Raw genomic sequence first — 22,499 nt, forward strand, 5'->3', positions numbered from 1 at the left:
GAATCGCCATGTTTACCTTTATCAAAAAAGTCATCAAAACTGGGGCGCCGACGTCGTCGTATCCACTGGAGCCGATTGCGGTCGATAAAAACTTCCGTGGTAAGCCGGAACACAATCCGCAGCAGTGCGTTGGCTGCGCAGCCTGCGTTAATGCCTGTCCGTCCAATGCGCTGACGGTTGAAACCGATTTGGCCACCAATGAGTTGGCGTGGCAGTTCAACCTCGGTCGTTGCATCTTCTGCGCCCGCTGCGAAGAAGTTTGCCCGACGGCGGCGATCAAGCTGTCGCAGGAATATGAGCTGGCGGTGTGGAAGAAAGAAGATTTCCTGCAGCAGTCTCGCTTTTCGCTGTGTAATTGCCGCGTCTGTAACCGCCCGTTTGCGGTACAAAAAGAGATTGATTACGCCATTGCGCTGCTCAAGCACAACGGTGACAGCCGTGCGGAAAACCACCGCGAAAGCTTTGAGACCTGCCCGGATTGTAAGCGCCAGAAATGTCTGGTGCCGTCTGACCGTATTGAACTGACTCGCCATATGAAAGAGGCCAGCTGATGAGCAATTTATTAGGCCCACGTGACGCCAACGGTATTCCGGTACCGATGACGGTGGATGAATCCATTGCCAGCATGAAAGCATCGCTGCTGAAAAGCATCAAGCGTTCAGCGTATGTTTATCGTGTGGACTGCGGCGGCTGCAACGGCTGCGAAATAGAAATTTTCGCCACGCTCTCTCCGCTGTTTGATGCCGAACGCTTTGGTATCAAAGTAGTACCGTCACCGCGTCATGCGGATATTCTGCTGTTTACTGGCGCGGTAACCCGTGCGATGCGCTCTCCGGCACTGCGTGCCTGGCAGTCTGCGCCGGATCCAAAAATTTGTATCTCTTACGGCGCCTGCGGTAACAGCGGTGGTATTTTCCACGACTTATACTGCGTATGGGGTGGCACCGACAAAATTGTACCGGTGGATGTGTATATTCCGGGCTGTCCTCCGACGCCAGCGGCAACGCTGTACGGTTTTGCGATGGCGCTGGGTCTGCTGGAACAGAAAATTCATGCACGTGCGCCGGGCGAACTGGACGAACAACCTGCTGAAATTCTGCATCCGGATATGGTTCAACCGCTGCGCGTGAAGGTGGATCGCGAAGCGCGTCGTCTGGCAGGTTATCGCTATGGCCGCCAGATTGCTGATGACTATATGACGCAGTTAGGTCAGGGTGAGCAGCAGGTGGCGCGCTGGCTGGAGACGGAAAACGATCCGCGTCTGACCGAAATCGTCACCCATCTTAACCATGTAGTCGAAGAGGCGCGTATCCGATGAGTGAAACGGTGGTGTTCAGTCAACTGAGCCGTAAGTTTATTGATGAGAACGATGCAACGCCCGCCGAGGCGCAGCAGGTTGTCTATTACAGCCTGGCGATTGGTCACCACCTGGGGGTCATCGATTGCCTGGAGGCGGCGTTAACCTGTCCATGGGATGAGTATCTGGCGTGGATTGCCACACTAGCCGAAGGCAGCGAAGCCCGACGTAAAATGGAAGGTGTGCCGAAGTACGGTGAAATCGTCATCGATTTTAACCATGTGCAAATGCTGGCGCGCGCGTTTGACGATGCACGCGCCGTGCAGACGCCGCAGCAACAGGAATGGAGCAAGCTGATGCTGAGTATGCTTCATGACATTCACCAGGAAAGCGCTATCTATCTGATGGTGAGGAGACACCGTGACTGACGTTTTATTATGTGTGGGTAACAGCATGATGGGCGATGACGGCGCGGGTCCGCTGTTGGCGGAAATGTGTGCCGAAAATCCTCAGGGCAACTGGGTTGTCATTGATGGCGGCAGCGCGCCGGAAAACGATATTGTCGCGATCCGTGAACTGCGCCCTGAGCGTCTGTTGATTGTAGATGCCACCGATATGGGGTTAAACCCCGGCGAGATCCGTATTATCGATCCTGATGATATTGCCGAAATGTTCATGATGACCACGCACAACATGCCGCTGAACTACCTGGTCGATCAGCTGAAAGATGATGTTGGTGAGGTGATTTTCCTCGGTATTCAGCCGGATATCGTCGGCTTTTACTACCCTATGACACAGCCAATCAAAGAGGCGGTTGAAACCGTGTATCAGCGATTAGCCGGGTGGAAAGGCCACGGTGGATTCTCTGAGTTAGAAGCCCCGGAAGACTAAACTGTGCCAGTGCCGGATGCATTGTGCGTCCGGCCTGTTTTACTTCTCGTACCCTCTGCTATTCCGTTGCTTGTTCAATAATTAATCTTCCCTGCATCACTGACACCTTCACTGCCGTACCGGTAGGAAACCCGGCCTGTTCCAGCCAGTCGCCATTCAGCGTTAACGAGGCGTGTCGGCTGATGCGTAGCGTGAAACCTGTCTTGCGATCTTCATGGCGTTTCCTGACATACCCCACAGTTAAACGGCGTACGGGCTTGGTGATTACCCCGGTTGTGTTGCCATTTTTATCCGACATGAACGCTTCCTTGTGCTGAATGGTTAAGACGAAAAACTACTGAATAAAATGCCAGTAAAAAAGTATGGGGGCAAACCTGAAACTGGAAGGGGGATTCCACATTGAGAATGCAATTAATGAAATGAAAGTATTTTGCGGGTAGATTTCATGGGCGATTTGCGTCGCCAAAAAGTTTCACCGGCGAGTTGATTGATCGCGACGCCATTGCTCCGTCAGTTTCACGTTGACCGCCGTCATTAGTCATCGTCACTAGTGACGATGACACCCCATACAGCACCAGCATAAAATAAAAATCCTTAAATAACAGTTAATTAAATTCTGGCACGATTTGTGTATGTTTCGGCAGATAATCTGTCATTGCTGGAGAATTTGATGAACCGTTTCATCATTGCAGACGCCAATAAATGCATTGGTTGCCGTACCTGTGAAGTGGCCTGCGTGGTATCCCATCAGGATAACCAGGACTGCGCATCGCTGACCCCTGAAACCTTTTTACCCCGCATTCACGTGATCAAAGGTGTTAATGTTTCCACGGCGACGCTGTGTCGTCAGTGTGAAGATGCGCCGTGCGCTAACGTCTGTCCGAATGGTGCAATCAGCCGTGATAAAGGCTTTGTCCACGTGATGCAGGAACGCTGCATTGGTTGTAAAACCTGCGTTGTGGCTTGCCCTTACGGTGCGATGGAAGTGGTTGTACGTCCGGTTGTGCGTAACAGCGGTGCGGGTCTAAATGTCCGTGCAGAAAAAGCCGAAGCCAATAAATGCGACCTGTGCCACCACCGCGAAGCGGGACCTGCCTGCATGGAAGTGTGCCCAACTCACGCGCTGATTTATGTGGATCGCAATAAACTCGAGCAACTGAGCGCCGAAAAACGTCGCCGTGCCGCGCTGGACTCTACCGCATCTTTGCTGTTCTGATATCTGAAAATCCGCGTAAAATACGTGCCTGATGGCGCGCAGCTTATCAGGCCTACAAGGGCGTCATGTAGGCCGGATAAGGCGAAGCCGCCATCCGGCAAACGGACATTTCAGGGATACAATACCGCGGGAATTCATCATGACAATAAACCACCACTCCGGCGTACAACTGCGTATTCGCGGCAAGGTTCAGGGCGTCGGATTTCGCCCCTTTGTCTGGCAACTGGCGCAGCGCCTGAACCTACACGGCGACGTGTGTAACGACGGTGATGGTGTGGTTGTGCGATTGCTGGAAGATCCCGCGGCGTTTATTACCCAGTTGCATCAGCACTGCCCACCGCTGGCACGTATCGATAGCGTCGAAAGTGAGCCATTCGCCTGGACGAAGCAGCCTGCTGATTTCTCGATTCGACAGAGCGCGGGCGGAACGATGAATACGCAAATTGTCCCCGATGCCGCGACCTGTCCTGAATGCCTTGTTGAAATGAACACGCCCGGCGAACGTCGCTATCGCTATCCCTTTATCAACTGCACCCACTGTGGCCCACGTTTTACGATTATCCGCGCGATGCCGTATGACCGTCCGTTGACCGTCATGGCGTCTTTCCCGCTCTGTCCGCAGTGCGACAAAGAGTATCGCGATCCGTATGACCGTCGCTTCCACGCCCAGCCCGTTGCTTGCCCGGCATGCGGCCCGCATCTGGAATGGATCAGTACTGACGTGCGGGCTGAAAAAGAAGACGCACTGCAGGCGGCGGTGGTACAGCTGAAAGCGGGTGGTATTGTGGCGGTGAAAGGCATTGGTGGGTTTCATCTGGTGTGCGATGCGCGAAATGATAACGCCGTGGCCCGACTCAGGCAGCGCAAACACCGTCCGGCTAAGCCTCTGGCGGTGATGTTGCCCGATGATAACGGATTGCCAGAGGCCGCTCGTCGTCTGCTGACAACCCCCGCCGCGCCGATCGTGTTGGTGAATAAACACGATGTGGTTGCGCTCAGTGAGGAGATTGCGCCCGGGCTGACGGAAGTGGGGGTAATGCTACCTGCTAATCCATTACAGCACCTGCTGTTACAGGCACTGAACTGCCCACTGGTGATGACCTCCGGCAATCTCAGCGGCAGGCCACCGGCCATTACCAATGCGCAAGCTCTGGATGATTTGCGTGAGATTGCAGATGGGGTCCTGCTACACAACCGTGAAATTGTGCAGCGTATGGATGACTCCGTGGTACGTCAAAGCGGGGAAATGCTACGCCGCTCCCGGGGCTACGTGCCGGATGCGGTTGCGCTACCGCAGGGCTTTCGCGATGTGCCGCCGATGTTGTGTTTAGGCGCAGATTTAAAAAATACTTTCTGTCTGGTGCGTGGTGAGCAGGCGGTTATCAGCCAGCATTTGGGCGATCTTAGCGACGATGGTATTCAACATCAGTGGCGTGACGCGTTGCGCCTGATCCAGAATATTTATGACTTTACGCCGCAGCGTATCGTCCATGACGCGCACCCTGGTTATGTTTCCAGTCAGTGGGCCAGCGAGATGAATCTGCCGACTGAAACGGTGCTGCATCATCATGCCCATGCTGCTGCGTGCCTGGCCGAGCACGGCTGGCCGCTGGACGGTGGCGATGTGATTGCCCTGACGCTGGACGGCATTGGCATGGGCGAAAACGGGGTGCTGTGGGGCGGCGAGTGTTTGCGGGTCAATTATCGTGAATGCGAACACCTCGGTGGCTTACCTGCCGTGGCACTGGCCGGCGGCGATCTGGCGGCAAAACAGCCGTGGCGCAATCTGTTGGCGCAGTGCCTGCGTTTTGTTCCTGACTGGCAGCGTTACCCGGAAACGTCAGCGCTGCAACAGCAAAACTGGCCAGTTTTGGCTCGCGCCATCGAGCGAGGAATCAATACTCCGCAGGCCTCATCGTGCGGACGGTTGTTTGATGCCGTTGCAGCCGCACTCCAGTGCGCGCCGGAATCGCTGAGTTACGAGGGCGAAGCGGCCTGTGCCCTGGAGTCGATGGCATCGCAATGTGCTGGCGTTGATCATCCTGTCACGGTGCCGCTTGATGGTAATCATCTGGACTTAGCGGCTTTTTGGCACCAATGGCTGAACTGGCAGGCCAAATCGACAGAAAGAGCGTGGGCGTTTCATGATGCGCTGGCGCGTGGGTTTGCCACTCTGATGCGGGAACAAGCTGAAGCGCGCAGGATTAAGACGTTAGTATTCAGCGGTGGTGTAATGCATAACCGTTTATTGTCAACCCGACTGGCATTTTACCTGGCCGATTTTACGTTATTGTTCCCGCAGCGTTTACCGGCGGGCGACGGTGGATTGTCATTGGGACAGGGTGTGATTGCCGCCGCGCGAGCGTTGGGGCAAAAATAAAAAAAGCCCCGGGACTGGCGGGGCAAGAAAAACATGTCGGGGCATACCGACAAGTGGCAACGCACATCCATGTGCGTGAGGTTAATAAATCAGTAGCCGCGTTGCTGGATAAGGTTGTAGGTCGGATAAGGCGTAGCCGCCATCCGGCATCACAGATTTACACGGGCAACGTTTTCAGCAGCGCGAAGGCTTCTTTCATCCGGTCTTCACTGACGACGAAGGCACACAATTGACCTTCGTCGTTCATCCCTCGGGCGACCATCCCTTGCGCTTCGGCGGCAATATGCCAGTTCAGATCGCGACGCTGGGTTTCCCCTGCCAGGTGTAACGGCAGTTCCGGCGTTTTGACTTTTACCAGCATGGCGGGCAGTTTCAATGGCGCGCTACCACCGAGCAGGTTTTTCGCCAGATACATGGCGCTTAACTGAATCGGCTGCAGGAACGGCAGTACCTGACCGTTAATTTCCGCGCAGTCGCCGAGCGCGTAAATGTCCGGATGACTGGTTTGCAGGTAGCTGTCGACGCAAACCCCCCGATTGATGGCTAATCCGGCGCGGCGCGCCAGTGCGGTTTCCGGGCGCAGACCGGTTGCGGCGATTACCGCATCAACGTCGACACTACGATGACGATCGAGCGTGGCGCGGATACCGGTGCTGGTTTTCTCCAGACCCTGCAGTTGTGATTTCAACAGCAGATGCACACCCATATCGGTCAGACGATGCTGCAAACGGCTGCTGACTTCCGGCGGCATTAACGAGGCCAGAATGCTGGCGGCGTTATCGATAAGCGTCACCGCTTTGCCGGCACGACAGAAATCCATCGCCAGTTCACTGCCAATCAGACCGCCACCGACAATCAGTACCCGCTGGGCATCACGCAGCTGTGTTTCACAGGCGCGATACTCTTGTTGGCTGTTCAAAGTGAGCATTAACTCACGCCCGGTAACCGGCGGCACAAAAGCCGATGCGCCCGTTGCCAGTACCAGTTTGTCGTACTCCCACTGCTGCTCCTGGCTTTTCACCACGTGAGCATCCGCGTCGATATTAGTAACCCAGGTATGCGGAAACAGGCGTAAGTTAAACTGTTCGGCAAACTCCCCCGCCGACTGGCGGGTGAGGTCGTCTGCGCGCTGTGCCTGACTGATCACGTGGCTGAGATCGGGCTTGTTGTACTCATCCATGCTGTCAGCGGCAATCAGGGTCAACGGAACCGTTGCATCCTGTTTACGGATATTTTTGACTAACTGGCGGGCGGCAAAGCCCGAACCAATAATGACAATTCCGCGGCTCATTTTGCCTCCGTTGCCAGTACGTCGAAGACGTCTTTACCTAATGAACATTCCGGGCACAGGAAGTTGTCCGGCACGTCGCTCCATGGTGTACCCGGTGCGACATCCTGCAGCGGCTCACCTTTTGCTGGATCGTAGATCCACTGGCAAACGCTGCACTGCATGCTCGGGCCGAGGTCCGCGGCAGCCGCAGCGGCACAGGCGCAGGCTTCTTCCTGGGCGACGGCTTTCACCTGGGTTTCCGGCAGCGGAGCAAGTGCCCACTGACGTGCAATTTCTCGACCGTGCTGGCGGCACAGTTCCAGCGCATCCAGATCAGGACGCCATTTTGCTTTCAGGCTCAGTGACATTTCAAAACCTGCATCCTGCAGGCGAGTGGACAAACGGTCTACCGCACCGCCACTCCAGCCATGTGAACCGAAGGCGCTGGCGCGTTTGTTACGAAAACGCAGGCCGGTCATTTCTTCCACCAGACCCGCGATTTTCGGCATCATCACGTTATTCATGGTCGAAGTCCCTACCAGCACGCCTTTAGAGCGGAAGACGTTAGTCAGTACTTCGTTTTTATCGCTGCGGGCAACGTTGAAGATTTTCACCGCGACGTTCGGGTCCACTTCGTTGATGCCCTGGGCAATCGCATCGGCCATCATGCGGGTGTTGTTCGACATGGTGTCGTAGAAAATGGTGATGCGGTCTTCCTGGTAATCCGCCGCCCATTTCAGGTACATCTCTACGATTTGTGTTGGGTTGTCGCGCCATACCACACCGTGGGAAGTGGCAATCATGTCGACCGGCAAGTTGAAGCCGAGGATCTCCGTGATTTTCGGTGTGACCAGGCGGCTGAACGGGGTCAGGATATTGGCGTAGTAGCGCTGACACTGTTCGAATAACTCCGTCTGATCCACTTCGTCGTTGAATAAGCGTTCATCACAATAGTGCTGGCCAAAGGCGTCGTTACTGAACAGTACCGCATCACCGGTCATGTAGGTCATCATGCTGTCCGGCCAGTGCAGCATCGGTGTTTCCACGAAGATCAGCTGTTTGCCGTTACCAATGTCCAGCGAGTCACCGGTTTTCACCACGTTAAAGTTCCATTCCGGGTGATGGTGGTGACCGTTGATGGAGTCAATGGCGTTGGCTGTGCAGTAAATCGGGGTATCCGGGATGCAGGACATCAGCTCGGTCAGCGCCCCGGCGTGGTCTTCTTCCGCATGGTTAATGATGATGTAATCGATATCTGCCAGGTCGATTTCACTGCGCAGGTTCTGCACGAATTCACGGCTAAACTTGTGGTCTACTGTATCGATCAGGACATTTTTTTCTTCACGGATAAGATAGCTGTTGTAGCTGCTGCCGCGCAGCGTTTTGTATTCGGTTCCGTGGAAATCACGAACTTCCCAGTCACGTTGGCCAACCCAATGAATGTTATTTTTAACCAGAATAGACATAGCAACCTCAGTAATTAATTTCGCGTTTTTCTAAAAAAGATGTTTTGCTTATTGCAGGTTGCGTGCCAACTTTTTATTTATTTGATTTATAACGATTTAATATTTATTGCCTACAAAGTGGTAGTCAAAATGACTATTCATTTCATTGTCAATATGACAATATGGATTGTCAAAATGACAATGAGGTGGTCATGAGCTTTTCTGTAGACGTGCTGGCGGGCATCGCCATTGAATTACAAAGCGGTATTGGGCATCAGGACCGTTTTCAACGCCTGATCACGACGTTACGTCAGGTGCTGGAGTGCGATGCGTCGGCATTGTTGCGCTATGAATCCCGACAATTTATTCCGCTGGCGATCGATGGACTGACGCAGGATGTTCTCGGCAGGCGCTTTACGCTGGAGGGGCACCCGCGACTGGAGGCGATTGCCCGAGCCGGGGATGTGGTGCGTTTCCCCGCCGACAGCGATTTGCCCGATCCTTATGATGGGTTGATCCCCGGTCAGGAGAGCCTGAAGGTGCATGCCTGTATCGGATTGCCGCTGTTTGCCGGACAAAGTCTGATCGGGGCGCTCACGCTGGATGGCATGGAACCCGATCAGTTCGATGTGTTCAGTGATGAAGAGCTTAGGCTGATTGCTGCGCTGGCGGCGGGCGCGCTCAGTAATGCGCTGCTGATTGAGCAACTGGAAAGCCAGAACATGCTGCCAGGCTCGTCAACGGCCTTCGAGCAGGTGAAAGAAACGCAAATGATTGGCCTGTCGCCCAATATGATGCAACTGAAAAAAGAGATCGAGATTGTTGCGGGCTCCGATCTCAATGTTTTGATCAGCGGTGAGACGGGAACCGGGAAAGAGCTGGTGGCGAAGGCCATCCACGAAGGTTCGCCGCGTGCGGTAAATCCACTGGTGTATCTGAACTGCGCAGCGTTGCCGGAAAGCGTGGCAGAAAGCGAGCTGTTTGGTCACGTCAAAGGGGCGTTTACCGGGGCTATCAGCAACCGTAGCGGGAAATTTGAAATGGCGGACAACGGTACGCTGTTTCTGGATGAGATAGGTGAATTGTCGCTGGCGCTACAGGCCAAGTTGCTGCGCGTATTGCAGTACGGGGATATTCAGCGCGTGGGGGACGATCGCAGTCTGCGCGTTGACGTACGCGTGCTGGCAGCAACCAACCGCGATTTGCGTGAAGAGGTGCTGGCCGGGAATTTCCGCGCGGATTTGTTTCATCGCCTGAGCGTCTTTCCTCTTTCTGTGCCACCACTGCGCGAACGCGGTGAGGACGTTGTTTTGCTGGCGGGATATTTTTGCGAGCAATGTCGGCTGCGACTGGGACTTTCCCGCGTGGTGTTAAGTGGCGGTGCGCGTAGCCATTTGTTGAACTACGGCTGGCCGGGAAACGTGCGTGAACTGGAACATGCCATTCACCGGGCGGTGGTGCTGGCAAGGGCGACAAGGGCAGGGGATGAAGTGGTTCTGGAAGCGCAGCATTTTGCTTTACAGGATGACAGTTCCGTCCCGCCGCCGGAGGTTCTTCCCGAGGTTCCGCTGCATCATAACCTGCGTGAGGCAACAGAATCTTTCCAACGGGAGATGATTCGCCGGGCACTGGCGCAGAATAATCACAGTTGGGCGGCAAGTGCGCGGGCGCTGGAAACAGACGTCGCCAACCTGCACCGGCTGGCGAAGCGTCTTGGACTTAAGGATTAAATAATCCCTGCCTGATAGAAATCCTGCAGGTTGATAGCGCCGGTGAGTTTACCGTTTTCATCCACCACCGGCGCCGCGGTGATTTTGCGCTTCATCAGAACTTCTTTGGCATCAATCGCTCGGCTCTGCGCCTGCAGCGTGACGCCATTATGGGTCATCGCTTCGCTTACCTGAGTCGTAAGTGCGCCACCGCCAACCAGCCAGCGGCGCAGGTCGCCGTCGGTAAAGACACCTTTCACCAGCGATTGATCGTCGCAGACCGCTACCAGACCCAGACCTGTACGACTCAGTTCCAGCATGGCATCCATGACGCTGGTAGTGAGCGTTACCTGTGGTACAGCATCGTCACGGCGCATCAGGTGATGCACTTTATTTAACAGACGTGCGCCCAGCGCACCGGCCGGATGGGAACGGGCAAAATCTTCTTCGTTAAACCCACGAGCCTGCATCACGGCTATCGCCAGCGCATCGCCCATCATCAGCGTGTTGACGGTGCTGGAGGTTGGCGCCAGGCGCATCGGGCAGGCTTCACGCTCTACTGAAATATCCAACACCGCTTTGGCTGCCAGGCCCAGTGGCGAAGTTGGTTTTCCGGTCATTGCCAGCAGGGTGACGGATTTGTCTTCCAGGCGTGGAATGATGAGATCCAGCTCCTTAGCCCCGCCAGAGTAGGAGATAAACAGCATGACATCGCGACTTTCAATCATTCCTAAGTCGCCGTGCAGCGCTTCTGCCGGATGCACAAAAAAGGCGGGCGTGCCGGTACTGGCGAGGGTTGCCGCGATTTTTTTGCCAATATGGCCTGACTTGCCAATCCCGGAAACAATCACTTTGCCTTCACAGTGGATGATAGTATTGGCAGCCCGAACAAAATCATCGCCCAGTCGCTCTGGCAGTCGACTGGCTTCCTGTAATTCCAGCATTAACGTCTGACGGCCCGCGTTCAGTAGTGCATCACTCATTGGTCTCTCCGGTTATAATCACTTCAATCCCTTTTGCTTCCAGCGCCTGACGAAACGCAGGGTTAATACCCGCATCGGTAATCAATTTGTCGACGCTTTCCAGACTGCACACAACATTGGGACTTTTGCGCCCAAATTTTGACGAGTCAGCCATCAGAATGACTTCGCGAGCGGCATTGCACATCGCTTTACTGACGCTAAACACCTCATTAAATGTGGTTACGCCGGCATTGAGATCGATGCCGTCGGTGCCCATGAAGAGTTTATCAAAGCTGAACTGCTCAAAGGCATTTTCTGCCAGCTGTCCGTGAAATGACGCAGATTTTTTACGGAATGTCCCGCCGGGCATCAGGATGGTTTGCTCGTTGTCCAGCTCCGAAAGCGCATTAACAATGTGCAGGCTGTTGGTCATGACGGTGATGTTGCTAAAGCGGCTGAGCATCGGCACCATCTGCAGCACCGTACTGCCTGCATCCAGAATAATGGAGTCGCCATCGTGAATAAAGCGAACGGCGGCTTCGGCAATTTGCTCTTTTTTATGCGTGTTGATCAGCGTCTTGTGATCGATTGGCGGGTCAGATTCGTCTTTATTCAATACTACGCCGCCATAGGTGCGAATGACGGTTCCGGCATTTTCCAGAGTGACCAGATCCTTACGAATGGTCGTACCGGTGGTGTCAAAGTAGTGGGCCAGTTCTTCAACCGAGCATTTTCCCTGCTTTTGCAAGTGCTCCAGTATGGCAGCCTGACGCTGACGAGGTTTCATAGGCGTGATTACCCTGACTTAATAAGTTGCAAAATGATAATTTCGCAAGCTATTAGCATTCACAACGAAATTACCCATGTTTCAGTTTAAGCGCCAATGATAGTGCATTCTGCGAAAGCGGATCATGGGGAAAGATCACATCAGGCTGTAATTCATCAAGATGTTTGCCCATAATTGTGGCAATTTTGCCAGGTCTTGCAAAAACGGTAAGACCTTTCATAAATAACGTATCAGCAACCCGCTGTTGCTCATCCAGTGCGATAGCGACCACAACACGGGGTTTAAAACGCCCACCGGAGCGACCCACGCCGACCCGACCCCGCTGGCAGAGCTTATCGAAAGCCCGATTAAAACGGGATATTTGCCAGCCTCCCAATGCGAGTTGCAGACACCACGCAATGGCGGCGACGGTAATCAGTGCGGAAACCATAATGTGCTCCTTTGATTTTGCCGGATGGCGGCTGCGCCTTATCCGGCCTACTGCGTGTAGGCCCGGTAAGCGCAGCGCCACCGGGCAATCATGTCTCTTAAAACATCACCTGACCGCCGGTCACGTTGATGGACTGCCCGGTGCAGTAAGAGGCTTTTGGACTGGCGTAAAACAGCAGCATATTCAGTACGTCCTGATAATCGCAGCCGCGCTTGAGTGGCACTTTATCAATGTAGTACTGCTCCACTTGGTCCGGCTTGAGGCCAAGTTTAGTGGCATATTGCGGTAACAATGACTGGAACATTGGGGATTTCAGCAGGTTACCCAGCATCAATGAGTGCACGGTAATGCCGTATTCCGCCAGGTCCAGTGCCAGCGATTGCGTTAAGCCCACGCCGCCAAATTTCGCCGCGCTGTAACCCGAGTTATGCTTGCTACCCACTTTCCCCGATTTGGAGTTGATTTGGATAATGCGGCCCTGCACGCCATCACGGATCATCAGGCGCGAGAATTCACGTGCACAGAGGAAATAGCCGACCAGATTCACCTGAAGTGAACGGTCGAAATCCCCCAACTGAAAGTCGCTGATAAATGCTGCTTTGGCAATGCCCGCGCTGTAAACCAGTAGGTCAACACGACCGAATATTTCATCGACTCCGCGAGACAGCGCCAGCACGCTCTGTTCGCTGGTGGCATCTGCACCAAAACCGTAAGCGGTACCTTCACCGAACTCGGCGTTAATTTCCTGTGCCACATTCGCCGCTTTATCGCTTTGAATATCGACGACCGCAACGCGGTATCCTTCTGTCGCAAGCCCACGGCAAAGGAATGCTCCCAGGGTCTGGCCTCCACCAATGACAACGGCTACCTGATTCATTTTTTTCTCCTTCAATCTTAAGCAACAAACTTCAAAATACAGCCCGGTGCGATATCGTCCGGTACGGGCCCCGCTATGTGCACGGTGCCGGGAAATTCCGCTTCGCTTAGTCCGTCGAAGCGCAGAGTGATATGTCCGAGTTCACGTAAGTTTTGTTCTGCCACGCTGCCGACAGCCGTAACCGGGTAGTGATGCTGGCCCAGTTCGAAACGGATACCAGCTTGCAGAGAACCGTTCAGCACGCCATGGCAATGAATGAAGCAAAACTCTTCGATATCCGCAGGGGCGCCTTCACGAAAGGTAATCAGCATCTGGTCGCAAAGTGCATCTGCTGCGCTTTGGCCGATACGGGTGATGGTGGTCTGATAAATCACGGTCATTTCTGAGTGCCTCTTATTGGTAAATAAAGCCGGAAACAAACCAGGCGATGAGAACGGTAGGTGCACCGGTGAGGAAGCGGCTTACCAGAACAGATGGCACACCGACGCGCACGGTGTCCTGACGGGCTTCGGCCAGCGACAGGCCTACCGGGATAAAATCGCACGCTGCCTGGGCGTTAATGGCAAACAGGGCAGGTAGTGCCAGATGTGGCGGGATATTTCCCAGACCAATCTGTACACCGATCAGTACGCCGATAACTTGTGCAATTACCGCGCCAGGGCCGAGGAAAGGCGATAGCAATGGGAATGAGCAAATTAGTGCCAGGGTCACCAATCCCAGAGGATGGCTGGCCAGCGGCGCAAGACCATGGGCTATCCAGTCACCTAAACCGGAAGCCATGATGATGCCAATCAGTGCCGAGACGAACGCCATAAACGGCAGAATGGTTTTCAGCACGGTATCAATCGTGTCGCGTCCGGACTGGAACAGCACCGCAACGGCGGAACCCATGCCCATACCGACTTTTGCCAGCAGGCCATCACTTTGTTCGGTAATCTTTTTGCTGGTGTCGTAATCGCGACCAATAGTGCTGCTTGCAGGCTGCGGCGTAGCAGATGTTTCACCGACAACGGTGATATTTTCTTCTTTCACGCCAGAGACATAGATATCTTCAACAATGTATTGTGCCAGTGGGCCGGATTTCCCGGTCGCGTGAATATTTACCGTCGGTATACGACGTTTCGGATAGATCCCGCAGCGCAACGTGCCGCCGCAGTCGATGATTGCAACACCGATTTCATTCTCGGGTGGTTCACCTTCTTTGAAGCCATCAACGGCCTGCCAGCCGGTCAAACTGGCCAGTTTGTCGACAATTGCAGGGCGTGTCCCGGCAGTGATATAGACAATTTTCTTTCCTGAAATGGCGTCCAGTTCGAGTGGGCCACCCCAGCCGCCTGTGCCTTTTTCAATACGAATACGTGTCATGATGTTGCTCCCGCCAGATGCACTTTCTGCTCAAGTTGAATGCCCATTTTTTTCTCAAAAATGGCGGTAGTGAAATCGGTCACCCAGCCACGGAAGAAGTTGGTGACCAGACCGACCAGTAAATAGCTTATGGCGAGCGGGCCAAGCGGGAGGCCCAGCGTCGTCAAGCCGCTGGCGATCCCCAGATAGACAAACAACTCTCCGGGGTTAATGTGTGGGAACAAGCCGTTCATTGAGTGGCAGCTATAGGACGCTGCTGCGTAATAGCTGGGCTTATATTTCTCTGGCATAAAACGGCCCAGGCTCAGGGTCATGGGGTTACAAAAAACGAATGTGCCGATGCACGGCAGCAGCAGATAGCGGGACAATGGGTTCCCGGCACAACGCTGGGCAAAACGTTCAATACGCTGCTGGCCAATAAAGTTAATCAGCGCATTCATGATGACCAGCAGGCTAATTAGCAGTGGAAGAATACCGGTCACCATGCCGGTAAACACTTCTCCGCCTTTCTGGAACAGCCCGATAAACCACTCAGCACCGAGTGTGATGGTGTCGATCATTATTCTCTCCTGTAGGGATTTTAGTTACCTTGCCAAACGGTAATTAATTTTAATCAGATCGAAAGGTTTAAAAGTGTTATTTTGATCTCAAAATGAAAGATAAATATTTTAATTTGAAAGTTATTGCGTGAGTGCTCGCAAATGTGCGGGTCGGAGATGAAAGGGGATGTAAATTCTGTGAAGGAGAGCGACTACCGCTTCCTTGTATGACGGAGGATGCTTTACCATACTTCCCCCAGGCTGAATTTGTTTAATGGATGTCTCATGTTCAAGCGTCGTTATGTAGCGTTACTCCCCCTTTTCGTACTGCTCGCTGCCTGTAGCAGCAAACCCAAACCTTCAGAGACTCAAACGACTACGGGTGCGCCATCCGGCGGCTTCCTGCTTGAGCCACAGCACAACGTCATGCAAACAAGCGGTGATTTCGCCAATAATCCGAATGCACAGCAGTTCATCGAGAAAATGGTGAATAAGCATGGTTTTGACCGTCAGCAATTGCAGGAAATCCTGTCGCAGGCTAAGCGGCTGGACTCAGTATTGCGTCTGATGGACCGCCAGGCACCCACAACGCAGCCGCCAGCCGGACCTAATGGCGCATGGCTGCGCTATCGCAAGCAGTTCATCACCCCGGACAACGTGCAAAATGGTGTGGCGTTCTGGAATCAATATGAAGATGCGCTGAACCGCGCGTGGCAGGTATACGGAGTACCACCAGAAATTATCGTCGGCATTATCGGCGTTGAAACGCGCTGGGGCCGCGTGATGGGCAAAACGCGTATTCTGGATGCGCTGGCGACGCTTTCCTTCAACTATCCGCGCCGTGCGGAATATTTCTCTGGCGAGCTGGAAACCTTCCTGCTGATGGCGCGAGATGAAAGTGATGATCCGCTCGATCTAAAAGGTTCCTTTGCTGGTGCGATGGGTTACGGCCAGTTTATGCCATCCTCCTATAAACAATATGCCGTTGATTTCAATGGTGATGGGCACATTAACCTGTGGGACCCCGTCGATGCTATCGGCAGTGTGGCAAACTATTTCAAAGGGCACGGCTGGGTGAAAGGCGATACCGTGGCAGTACCTGCAAATGGACAGGCACCGGGTCTTGCGAATGGCTTTAAAACCCAATACAGCATTTCTCAGCTTGCCGCTGCTGGCCTGACACCGCAGCAGTCGTTGGGGAATCATCAGCAGGCTAGCCTGCTGCGTCTGGATGTTGGCACCGGCTACCAGTACTGGTATGGACTGCCGAACTTCTACACCATCACCCGCTATAACCACAGCACGCATTACGCGATGGCGGTTTGGCAGTTGGGGCAGGCGGTAGCGCTGGCTCGCGTGCAGTAATCGCGTGTTACCGGCCTACAGGAAGATTTCGCTTGTAGGCCGGATAAGATGCGCTGGCATCGCTACCCGGCAGGTCTTATTTAGGTAACGGATCAATTTTTGGAATCCCCCTCGTAAAACGTTCTCCTCATCCCCATCTTGATTGTGAAAGTGCTATCTTGTCCGGCATATTTTTTTAACTGACAGAGGCTGAAATGACCGACAGTGAACTGATGCAGTTAAGTGAGCAGGTGGGGCTGGCGTTAAAAGCACGCGGAGCAACGGTGACAACAGCGGAATCCTGCACCGGCGGTTGGGTGGCAAAAGCCATTACCGATATTGCCGGTAGCTCAGCCTGGTTTGAGCGCGGGTTTGTCACTTACAGCAACCAAGCCAAAGCGCAGATGATCGGCGTGCGCGAAGAAACGCTGGCGCAGCATGGGGCGGTGAGTGAACCGGTGGTCGTTGAAATGGCGATTGGCGCGCTAAAAGCCGCCCGTGCAGACTTCGCCGTCTCAATTAGCGGTATCGCAGGACCCGATGGCGGTAGTGAAGACAAACCCGTGGGTACGGTGTGGTTTGCCTTTGCCAGCGTCAGCGGTGAGGGGATTACCCGGCGAGAATGCTTCAGCGGCGACCGTGAGTCGGTACGTCGTCAGGCGACCGCGTATGCGTTACAAACCCTGTGGCAACAATTTCTACAAAATACTTGATACTGTATGAGCATACAGTATAATTGCCTCAACAGAACATTATCTTTCACGTTTCACGGTTTAATCCGAAAGCGGCATGACAGGAGTAATTAATGGCTATCGACGAAAACAAACAGAAAGCGTTGGCGGCAGCGCTGGGTCAGATCGAAAAGCAATTCGGTAAAGGCTCCATCATGCGCCTGGGTGAAGACCGTTCCATGGACGTGGAAACCATCTCCACCGGTTCGCTTTCTCTGGATATCGCATTGGGTGCGGGCGGTTTGCCGATGGGACGCATCGTCGAAATTTATGGGCCTGAATCCTCCGGTAAAACAACGCTGACGCTGCAAGTTATTGCTGCTGCACAGCGCGAAGGTAAAACCTGTGCATTCATCGATGCAGAACACGCGTTGGATCCTGTCTATGCGCGTAAGCTTGGCGTTGATATCGATAACCTGCTGTGTTCTCAGCCGGATACGGGTGAACAAGCTCTGGAAATCTGCGACGCGCTGGCGCGTTCTGGCGCAGTCGACGTTATCGTGGTTGACTCCGTTGCAGCACTGACGCCGAAGGCTGAAATCGAAGGTGAGATCGGTGACTCTCATATGGGCCTTGCGGCACGTATGATGAGCCAGGCAATGCGTAAGCTGGCGGGTAACCTGAAGCAGTCCAACACATTGCTGATTTTCATCAACCAGATCCGTATGAAAATTGGCGTTATGTTCGGTAACCCGGAAACGACTACCGGTGGTAACGCCCTGAAATTTTACGCCTCTGTCCGTCTGGATATCCGTCGTATTGGCGCGGTGAAAGAGGGCGATAACGTGGTCGGTAGCGAAACCCGCGTTAAGGTCGTGAAAAACAAAATTGCAGCGCCGTTTAAACAGGCTGAATTCCAGATTCTTTACGGCGAAGGTATCAACTTCTACGGCGAACTGGTTGACCTGGGCGTGAAAGAGAAGCTGATTGAAAAAGCGGGCGCATGGTATAGCTACAACGGTGACAAAATTGGTCAGGGTAAAGCGAATGCAACCAACTGGCTGAAAGAAAACCCGGTTGCCGCGAAAGAAATTGAGAAAAAATTACGCGAGTTACTGCTCAATAACCAGGATTCAACGCCAGATTTCTCCGTTGATGACAGTGGTCAAGATGTAGCAGAAACCAACGAAGATTTCTGATAGTCTGACGTAATCGCATATAAAAGGGCTGCATATCATGCAGCCCTTTTCCATTTCTGAAGGCTCAATATGACAGATTCAACTTCCCGCCGCTCTGCTTACTCCCGATTACTTGACCGCGCGGTGCGAATACTGGCGATGCGCGACCACAGTGAGCAGGAACTGCGGCGTAAACTGGCTGCTCCGGTGATGGGGAAAAATGGACCAGAAGAAATTGATGCCACGCCGGAGGATTACGACAAGGTTATCGCCTGGTGTATTGAGAGTCGTTATCTTGATGATGACCGATTTGTTCAGCAATTCATCGCCAGCCGTAGCCGTAAAGGTTATGGGCCAGCGCGTGTGCGCCAGGAATTAGGTCAGAAAGGGATCGCGCGTGAGGCCATTGAGTGGGCAATGCGGGAATGTGAAATTGACTGGGCGCTGCTTGCGCGGGAGCAGGCAATCAGAAAATATGGCGACCCCTTACCTGTCGATTTTTCAGAAAAGGTTAAGGTCCAGCGTTTTTTGCTCTATCGCGGCTATCTGATGGAAGATATTCAGGCAATATGGCGAAATTTTGACGATTGAGCGCATACGGGATTTTACTTCCCAGTAAAGAAAACTTATCTTATTCCCACTTTTCGATTGCCAGAGGCGCAGTTTGCATGCCGATGCTGGTAATGACATTTCGTTAGCTTGATTTCTTCAGGATAATTATGAGCAAGAGCACCGCTGAGATCCGTCAGGCGTTTCTCGATTTTTTCCATAGTAAAGGACATCAGGTAGTTGCCAGCAGCTCCCTGGTACCCAACAATGACCCTACTTTGTTGTTTACCAACGCCGGGATGAACCAGTTCAAGGATGTATTCCTTGGCCTCGACAAGCGTAATTATTCCCGCGCAACCACTTCGCAGCGTTGCGTACGCGCGGGCGGTAAGCACAACGATCTGGAAAACGTCGGTTACACTGCACGTCACCACACCTTCTTCGAAATGCTGGGCAACTTCAGCTTCGGCGACTACTTCAAACACGATGCCATTCAATACGCATGGGAACTGCTGACCGGTGAAAACTGGTTTGCTCTGCCGAAAGAGCGTCTGTGGGTCACCGTCTATGAATCTGACGATGAAGCCTATGAAATCTGGGAAAAAGAAGTCGGTATTCCGCGCGAACGTATCATCCGTATTGGTGATAACAAAGGCGCTGCGTATGCATCCGACAACTTCTGGCAGATGGGTGATACCGGTCCTTGCGGTCCGTGCACCGAGATTTTCTACGATCACGGTGACCACATTTGGGGTGGCCCTCCGGGAAGTGCAGAAGAAGATGGCGATCGCTACATTGAGATCTGGAACATCGTCTTCATGCAGTTCAACCGTCAAGCCGACGGTACCATGGAACCGCTGCCGAAGCCGTCCGTAGACACCGGTATGGGTCTGGAGCGTATTGCGGCCGTGCTGCAACACGTTAACTCCAACTACGAAATCGACCTGTTCCGCTCACTGATCGAAGCCGTGGCGAAAGTGACCGGTGCGACCGATCTGAGTAATAAATCACTGCGCGTTATCGCCGACCATATTCGTTCCTGCGCATTCCTGATTGCCGATGGCGTTGTCCCGTCGAATGAAAACCGTGGCTATGTGCTGCGCCGTATCATTCGTCGCGCGGTACGTCATGGCAACATGCTGGGCGCAAAAGATACCTTCTTCTACAAGCTGGTTGGTCCGCTGGTGGAGGTCATGGGCTCTGCGGGTGAAGAACTGAAGCGTCAACAAACCATGGTTGAGCAGGTTCTGAAAACCGAAGAAGAGCAGTTTGCGCGTACGCTGGAACGTGGGCTGGCACTGCTGGATGAAGAGCTGGCGAAACTGTCTGGCGATACGTTGGATGGCGAAACAGCATTCCGCCTGTATGACACTTACGGTTTCCCGGTTGACCTGACGGCAGACGTTTGCCGCGAGCGCAACATCAAGGTTGATGAAGCTGGCTTTGAGGCCGCAATGGAAGAACAGCGCCGCCGTGCGCGTGAAGCCAGCGGTTTTGGCGCAGACTACAATGCGATGATTCGTGTTGATGGTGCCTCTGAATTTAAAGGCTACGAGAATCTGGAACTGAACGGCAAAGTGACCGCGCTATTTGTTGATGGTAAAGCGGTAGATGCCATTAGCGCCGGTCAGGACGCTGTCGTTGTTCTGGACCAGACGCCGTTCTATGCCGAATCCGGTGGCCAGGTTGGCGATAAAGGTGAACTGAAAGGCGCAGGTTTTGCCTTTGCCGTGAACGACACGCAAAAATATGGTCAGGCAATTGGTCATATTGGCAAGCTGTCTACGGGGTCTCTGAAAGTGGGCGATGCGGTACAGGCTGATGTGGATGAAGCGCGTCGTGCGCGGATCCGTCTCAATCACTCCGCAACTCACCTGATGCACGCGGCGTTGCGTCAGGTTCTGGGCACGCATGTGGCGCAGAAAGGTTCACTGGTAAACGATAAAGTGCTGCGTTTCGACTTCTCGCATACCGAAGCGATGAAGCCTGCTGAAATTCGTGCTGTTGAAGATCTGGTGAATGCGCAAATTCGTCGCAACCTACCGATTGAAACGAACATCATGGATCTCGAGGCAGCGAAAGCCAAAGGTGCAATGGCGCTGTTTGGTGAGAAATACGATGACCACGTGCGTGTTCTGAGCATGGGTGATTTCTCTACCGAACTGTGTGGTGGTACTCATGCCAGCCGTACGGGCGATATCGGTCTGTTCCGTATTATCTCCGAATCTGGTACCGCTGCGGGCGTTCGTCGTATCGAAGCCGTGACCGGTGAAGGTGCTCTGAATACCGTGCATGCTGAGAGCGATCGCTTAAGCGATATTGCGCAGCTGCTGAAAGGCGATAGCCAGAATATCGGTGATAAAGTTCGTTCCGTACTGGAACGTACGCGTCAGCTCGAAAAAGAATTGCAGCAATTGAAGGAACAGGCCGCAGCGCAGGAAAGTGCGAACCTTTCCAGCAAAGCAGTTGATATCAACGGCGTGAAGCTGTTGGTCAGCGAGCTTGCGGACGTTGAACCGAAAATGCTGCGTACCATGGTTGATGATCTGAAAAATCAGCTGGGTTCTACTGTTGTCGTACTGGCAACAGTTGCTGAAGGTAAGGTTTCTCTGATTGCGGGCGTGTCTAAGGATGTGACAGACCGCGTGAAAGCAGGGGAACTGATTGGGATGGTCGCTCAGCAGGTAGGCGGCAAGGGTGGTGGTCGTCCGGACATGGCGCAAGCCGGTGGTACGGATGCTGCGGCTCTGCCGGCAGCGTTAGCCAGTGTGAAAGGCTGGGTTAGCGCAAAACTGTAAAAATTATAAGCGTAAGTCGACGCTGCGGACTTCAATCCGCAGCGTTTGCCTCAACGCTATCGACAACGATAAAGTCAGGTTGAAGTTGTGTATATCGGCTAAACTTAGGTTTAACAGAATGTGATGCCGTGACTGCTTACACTTAGGTGTTTGTCATCGCTTACTTTTTGGCGTTATATGATGGATAATGCCGGGATACAGAGAGACCCGACTCTTTTAATCTTTCAAGGAGCAAAGAATGCTGATTCTGACTCGTCGAGTTGGTGAGACCCTCATGATAGGCGATGAGGTCACCGTGACAGTTTTAGGGGTGAAGGGCAACCAGGTGCGCATTGGCGTCAACGCCCCGAAAGAAGTTTCTGTCCATCGTGAAGAGATCTACCAGCGTATCCAGGCTGAAAAATCCCAGCAGTCCAGTTACTAAGGTTTCCGCGTCTCACCTTCCTGGTGAGGCGCAACCTGATTGAGTGTCTTCTTTTCTTACTTTTCACTTCCTCATTGCTCTCTTATCTCTTTCTATACTGCTCTGACTTCTCTCTGATTCTTGTTTTTCCACGTCGTTTTCTCTGCTGTGATGCTGTTATTGTCTTCCCCGGTGATTTTTCTGTTCGTACATCGTCTCCGTATAACGCCGATTTATCTGTTGATAAAACACTCTTTTTGCCGTTTTTGCAGACTAATTGCGCGTGAAATGTGCAAACGATAAAAGCTCTGGAAAAATTGTTTGACTTATAAGTCCCAGAAAGTAATATGTGCGCCACGCAGCGACGATGAGCAGAAACAAGTTCTTC

General features: G+C 53.3%; 23 protein-coding genes. 13 read left to right on the forward strand and 10 right to left on the reverse strand.

What is annotated here, in order from left to right; genetic code table 11:
- Positions 1–8: 8 nt before the first annotated feature.
- Genes hycF through hycI form a run of 4 tightly spaced genes read left to right on the forward strand, consistent with a single transcriptional unit; the run spans position 9 to position 2,188 of the window.
- On the forward strand, positions 9–551 hold the full coding sequence (gene hycF, locus NNN64_RS14505; RefSeq protein WP_271441808.1) for a formate hydrogenlyase subunit HycF: 543 nt from the start codon (positions 9–11) through the stop codon (positions 549–551).
- A complete protein-coding gene (gene hycG, locus NNN64_RS14510) occupies positions 551–1,318 on the forward strand; it encodes a formate hydrogenlyase subunit HycG (RefSeq protein WP_271441809.1) in 768 nt (255 codons plus the stop codon). The genes hycF and hycG overlap by 1 nt, the downstream gene beginning before the upstream one ends.
- Positions 1,315–1,725 carry a formate hydrogenlyase maturation HycH family protein gene (locus tag NNN64_RS14515; RefSeq protein ID WP_069324564.1) on the forward strand — a complete coding sequence of 137 codons (411 nt, stop codon included), beginning with the start codon at positions 1,315–1,317 and terminating at the stop codon, positions 1,723–1,725. Before hycG ends, NNN64_RS14515 begins: the two co-directional genes overlap by 4 nt.
- Positions 1,718–2,188 (forward strand): hydrogenase maturation peptidase HycI, encoded by a 471-nt coding sequence (gene hycI, locus NNN64_RS14520; RefSeq protein WP_271441810.1) that lies wholly within the window; start codon positions 1,718–1,720, stop codon positions 2,186–2,188. The genes NNN64_RS14515 and hycI overlap by 8 nt, the downstream gene beginning before the upstream one ends.
- Positions 2,189–2,246: 58 nt before the next feature.
- Here hycI and NNN64_RS14525 read toward each other — a convergent pair whose 3' ends face one another.
- A complete protein-coding gene (locus NNN64_RS14525) occupies positions 2,247–2,486 on the reverse strand; it encodes a SymE family type I addiction module toxin (RefSeq protein WP_271441811.1) in 240 nt (79 codons plus the stop codon).
- Between the two features lie 372 nt (positions 2,487–2,858).
- Here NNN64_RS14525 and hydN point away from each other — a divergent pair, with 372 nt between their 5' ends.
- Together hydN and hypF are read left to right on the forward strand one after the other, a co-directional pair.
- Positions 2,859–3,404, forward strand: a complete 546-nt coding sequence (gene hydN, locus NNN64_RS14530) for an electron transport protein HydN (RefSeq protein ID WP_003037366.1) — start codon at positions 2,859–2,861, stop codon at positions 3,402–3,404.
- 139 nt (positions 3,405–3,543) lie between these two features.
- On the forward strand, positions 3,544–5,784 hold the full coding sequence (gene hypF / locus NNN64_RS14535) for a carbamoyltransferase HypF (protein ID WP_271441812.1): 2,241 nt from the start codon (positions 3,544–3,546) through the stop codon (positions 5,782–5,784).
- A gap of 157 nt (positions 5,785–5,941) precedes the next feature.
- On the opposite strand, the gene norW is transcribed toward hypF, so the two are convergent.
- Together norW and norV are read right to left on the reverse strand one after the other, a co-directional pair.
- Positions 5,942–7,075: an NADH:flavorubredoxin reductase NorW gene (gene norW, locus NNN64_RS14540; protein WP_271441813.1), complete on the reverse strand. Its 1,134-nt coding sequence runs from the start codon at positions 7,073–7,075 to the stop codon at positions 5,942–5,944.
- Positions 7,072–8,520 (reverse strand): anaerobic nitric oxide reductase flavorubredoxin, encoded by a 1,449-nt coding sequence (gene norV, locus NNN64_RS14545; protein WP_271441814.1) that lies wholly within the window; start codon positions 8,518–8,520, stop codon positions 7,072–7,074. Before norV ends, norW begins: the two co-directional genes overlap by 4 nt.
- 191 nt (positions 8,521–8,711) lie before the next feature.
- Here norV and norR point away from each other — a divergent pair, with 191 nt between their 5' ends.
- Entirely contained in the window at positions 8,712–10,229 is a 1,518-nt protein-coding gene (norR, locus tag NNN64_RS14550; RefSeq protein WP_271441815.1) for a nitric oxide reductase transcriptional regulator NorR, read from the forward strand.
- On the opposite strand, the gene gutQ is transcribed toward norR, so the two are convergent.
- The 7 genes from gutQ to srlA form a co-directional block, all read right to left on the reverse strand.
- Complete coding sequence (gutQ, locus tag NNN64_RS14555; RefSeq protein ID WP_137382783.1) at positions 10,226–11,191, reverse strand: arabinose-5-phosphate isomerase GutQ; 966 nt, start codon at positions 11,189–11,191, stop codon at positions 10,226–10,228. The two genes, norR and gutQ, sit on opposite strands and share 4 nt — an antisense overlap.
- On the reverse strand, positions 11,184–11,957 hold the full coding sequence (gene srlR / locus NNN64_RS14560; RefSeq protein ID WP_137382784.1) for a glucitol operon DNA-binding transcriptional repressor SrlR: 774 nt from the start codon (positions 11,955–11,957) through the stop codon (positions 11,184–11,186). Before srlR ends, gutQ begins: the two co-directional genes overlap by 8 nt.
- Positions 11,958–12,027: 70 nt before the next feature.
- Positions 12,028–12,387 carry a transcriptional regulator GutM gene (gene gutM, locus NNN64_RS14565; protein ID WP_137382785.1) on the reverse strand — a complete coding sequence of 120 codons (360 nt, stop codon included), beginning with the start codon at positions 12,385–12,387 and terminating at the stop codon, positions 12,028–12,030.
- Between the two features lie 97 nt (positions 12,388–12,484).
- Positions 12,485–13,264, reverse strand: coding sequence for a sorbitol-6-phosphate dehydrogenase (gene srlD, locus NNN64_RS14570; protein WP_103848299.1), 780 nt, complete (start codon positions 13,262–13,264; stop codon positions 12,485–12,487).
- A 17-nt stretch (positions 13,265–13,281) separates the two neighbouring features.
- Positions 13,282–13,644, reverse strand: a complete 363-nt coding sequence (gene srlB / locus NNN64_RS14575; RefSeq protein ID WP_271441816.1) for a PTS glucitol/sorbitol transporter subunit IIA — start codon at positions 13,642–13,644, stop codon at positions 13,282–13,284.
- 13 nt (positions 13,645–13,657) lie between these two features.
- Positions 13,658–14,629 carry a PTS glucitol/sorbitol transporter subunit IIB gene (srlE, locus tag NNN64_RS14580; RefSeq protein ID WP_271441817.1) on the reverse strand — a complete coding sequence of 324 codons (972 nt, stop codon included), beginning with the start codon at positions 14,627–14,629 and terminating at the stop codon, positions 13,658–13,660.
- Entirely contained in the window at positions 14,626–15,189 is a 564-nt protein-coding gene (gene srlA / locus NNN64_RS14585; RefSeq protein ID WP_271441818.1) for a PTS glucitol/sorbitol transporter subunit IIC, read from the reverse strand. The genes srlE and srlA overlap by 4 nt, the downstream gene beginning before the upstream one ends.
- Positions 15,190–15,453: 264 nt before the next feature.
- Between srlA and mltB the strand changes: the two genes are divergently transcribed.
- From mltB to csrA, 6 genes are all read left to right on the forward strand, one after another.
- Positions 15,454–16,533, forward strand: coding sequence for a lytic murein transglycosylase B (mltB, locus tag NNN64_RS14590; RefSeq protein ID WP_271441819.1), 1,080 nt, complete (start codon positions 15,454–15,456; stop codon positions 16,531–16,533).
- Between the two features lie 194 nt (positions 16,534–16,727).
- Entirely contained in the window at positions 16,728–17,225 is a 498-nt protein-coding gene (gene pncC, locus NNN64_RS14595; protein WP_202037939.1) for a nicotinamide-nucleotide amidase, read from the forward strand.
- Between the two features lie 92 nt (positions 17,226–17,317).
- On the forward strand, positions 17,318–18,382 hold the full coding sequence (recA, locus tag NNN64_RS14600) for a recombinase RecA (RefSeq protein WP_271441820.1): 1,065 nt from the start codon (positions 17,318–17,320) through the stop codon (positions 18,380–18,382).
- A 69-nt stretch (positions 18,383–18,451) separates the two neighbouring features.
- Positions 18,452–18,952 carry a recombination regulator RecX gene (gene recX / locus NNN64_RS14605; RefSeq protein WP_271441821.1) on the forward strand — a complete coding sequence of 167 codons (501 nt, stop codon included), beginning with the start codon at positions 18,452–18,454 and terminating at the stop codon, positions 18,950–18,952.
- A 128-nt stretch (positions 18,953–19,080) separates the two neighbouring features.
- Positions 19,081–21,708, forward strand: coding sequence for an alanine--tRNA ligase (alaS, locus tag NNN64_RS14610; RefSeq protein WP_271441822.1), 2,628 nt, complete (start codon positions 19,081–19,083; stop codon positions 21,706–21,708).
- Positions 21,709–21,946: 238 nt separating this feature from the next.
- Entirely contained in the window at positions 21,947–22,132 is a 186-nt protein-coding gene (gene csrA, locus NNN64_RS14615; protein WP_000906486.1) for a carbon storage regulator CsrA, read from the forward strand.
- The last annotated feature ends 367 nt before the right edge of the window (positions 22,133–22,499 follow it).

It is taken from the genome of Citrobacter sp. Igbk 14, from assembly GCF_028069825.1.
Taxonomy (GTDB): domain Bacteria; phylum Pseudomonadota; class Gammaproteobacteria; order Enterobacterales; family Enterobacteriaceae; genus Citrobacter.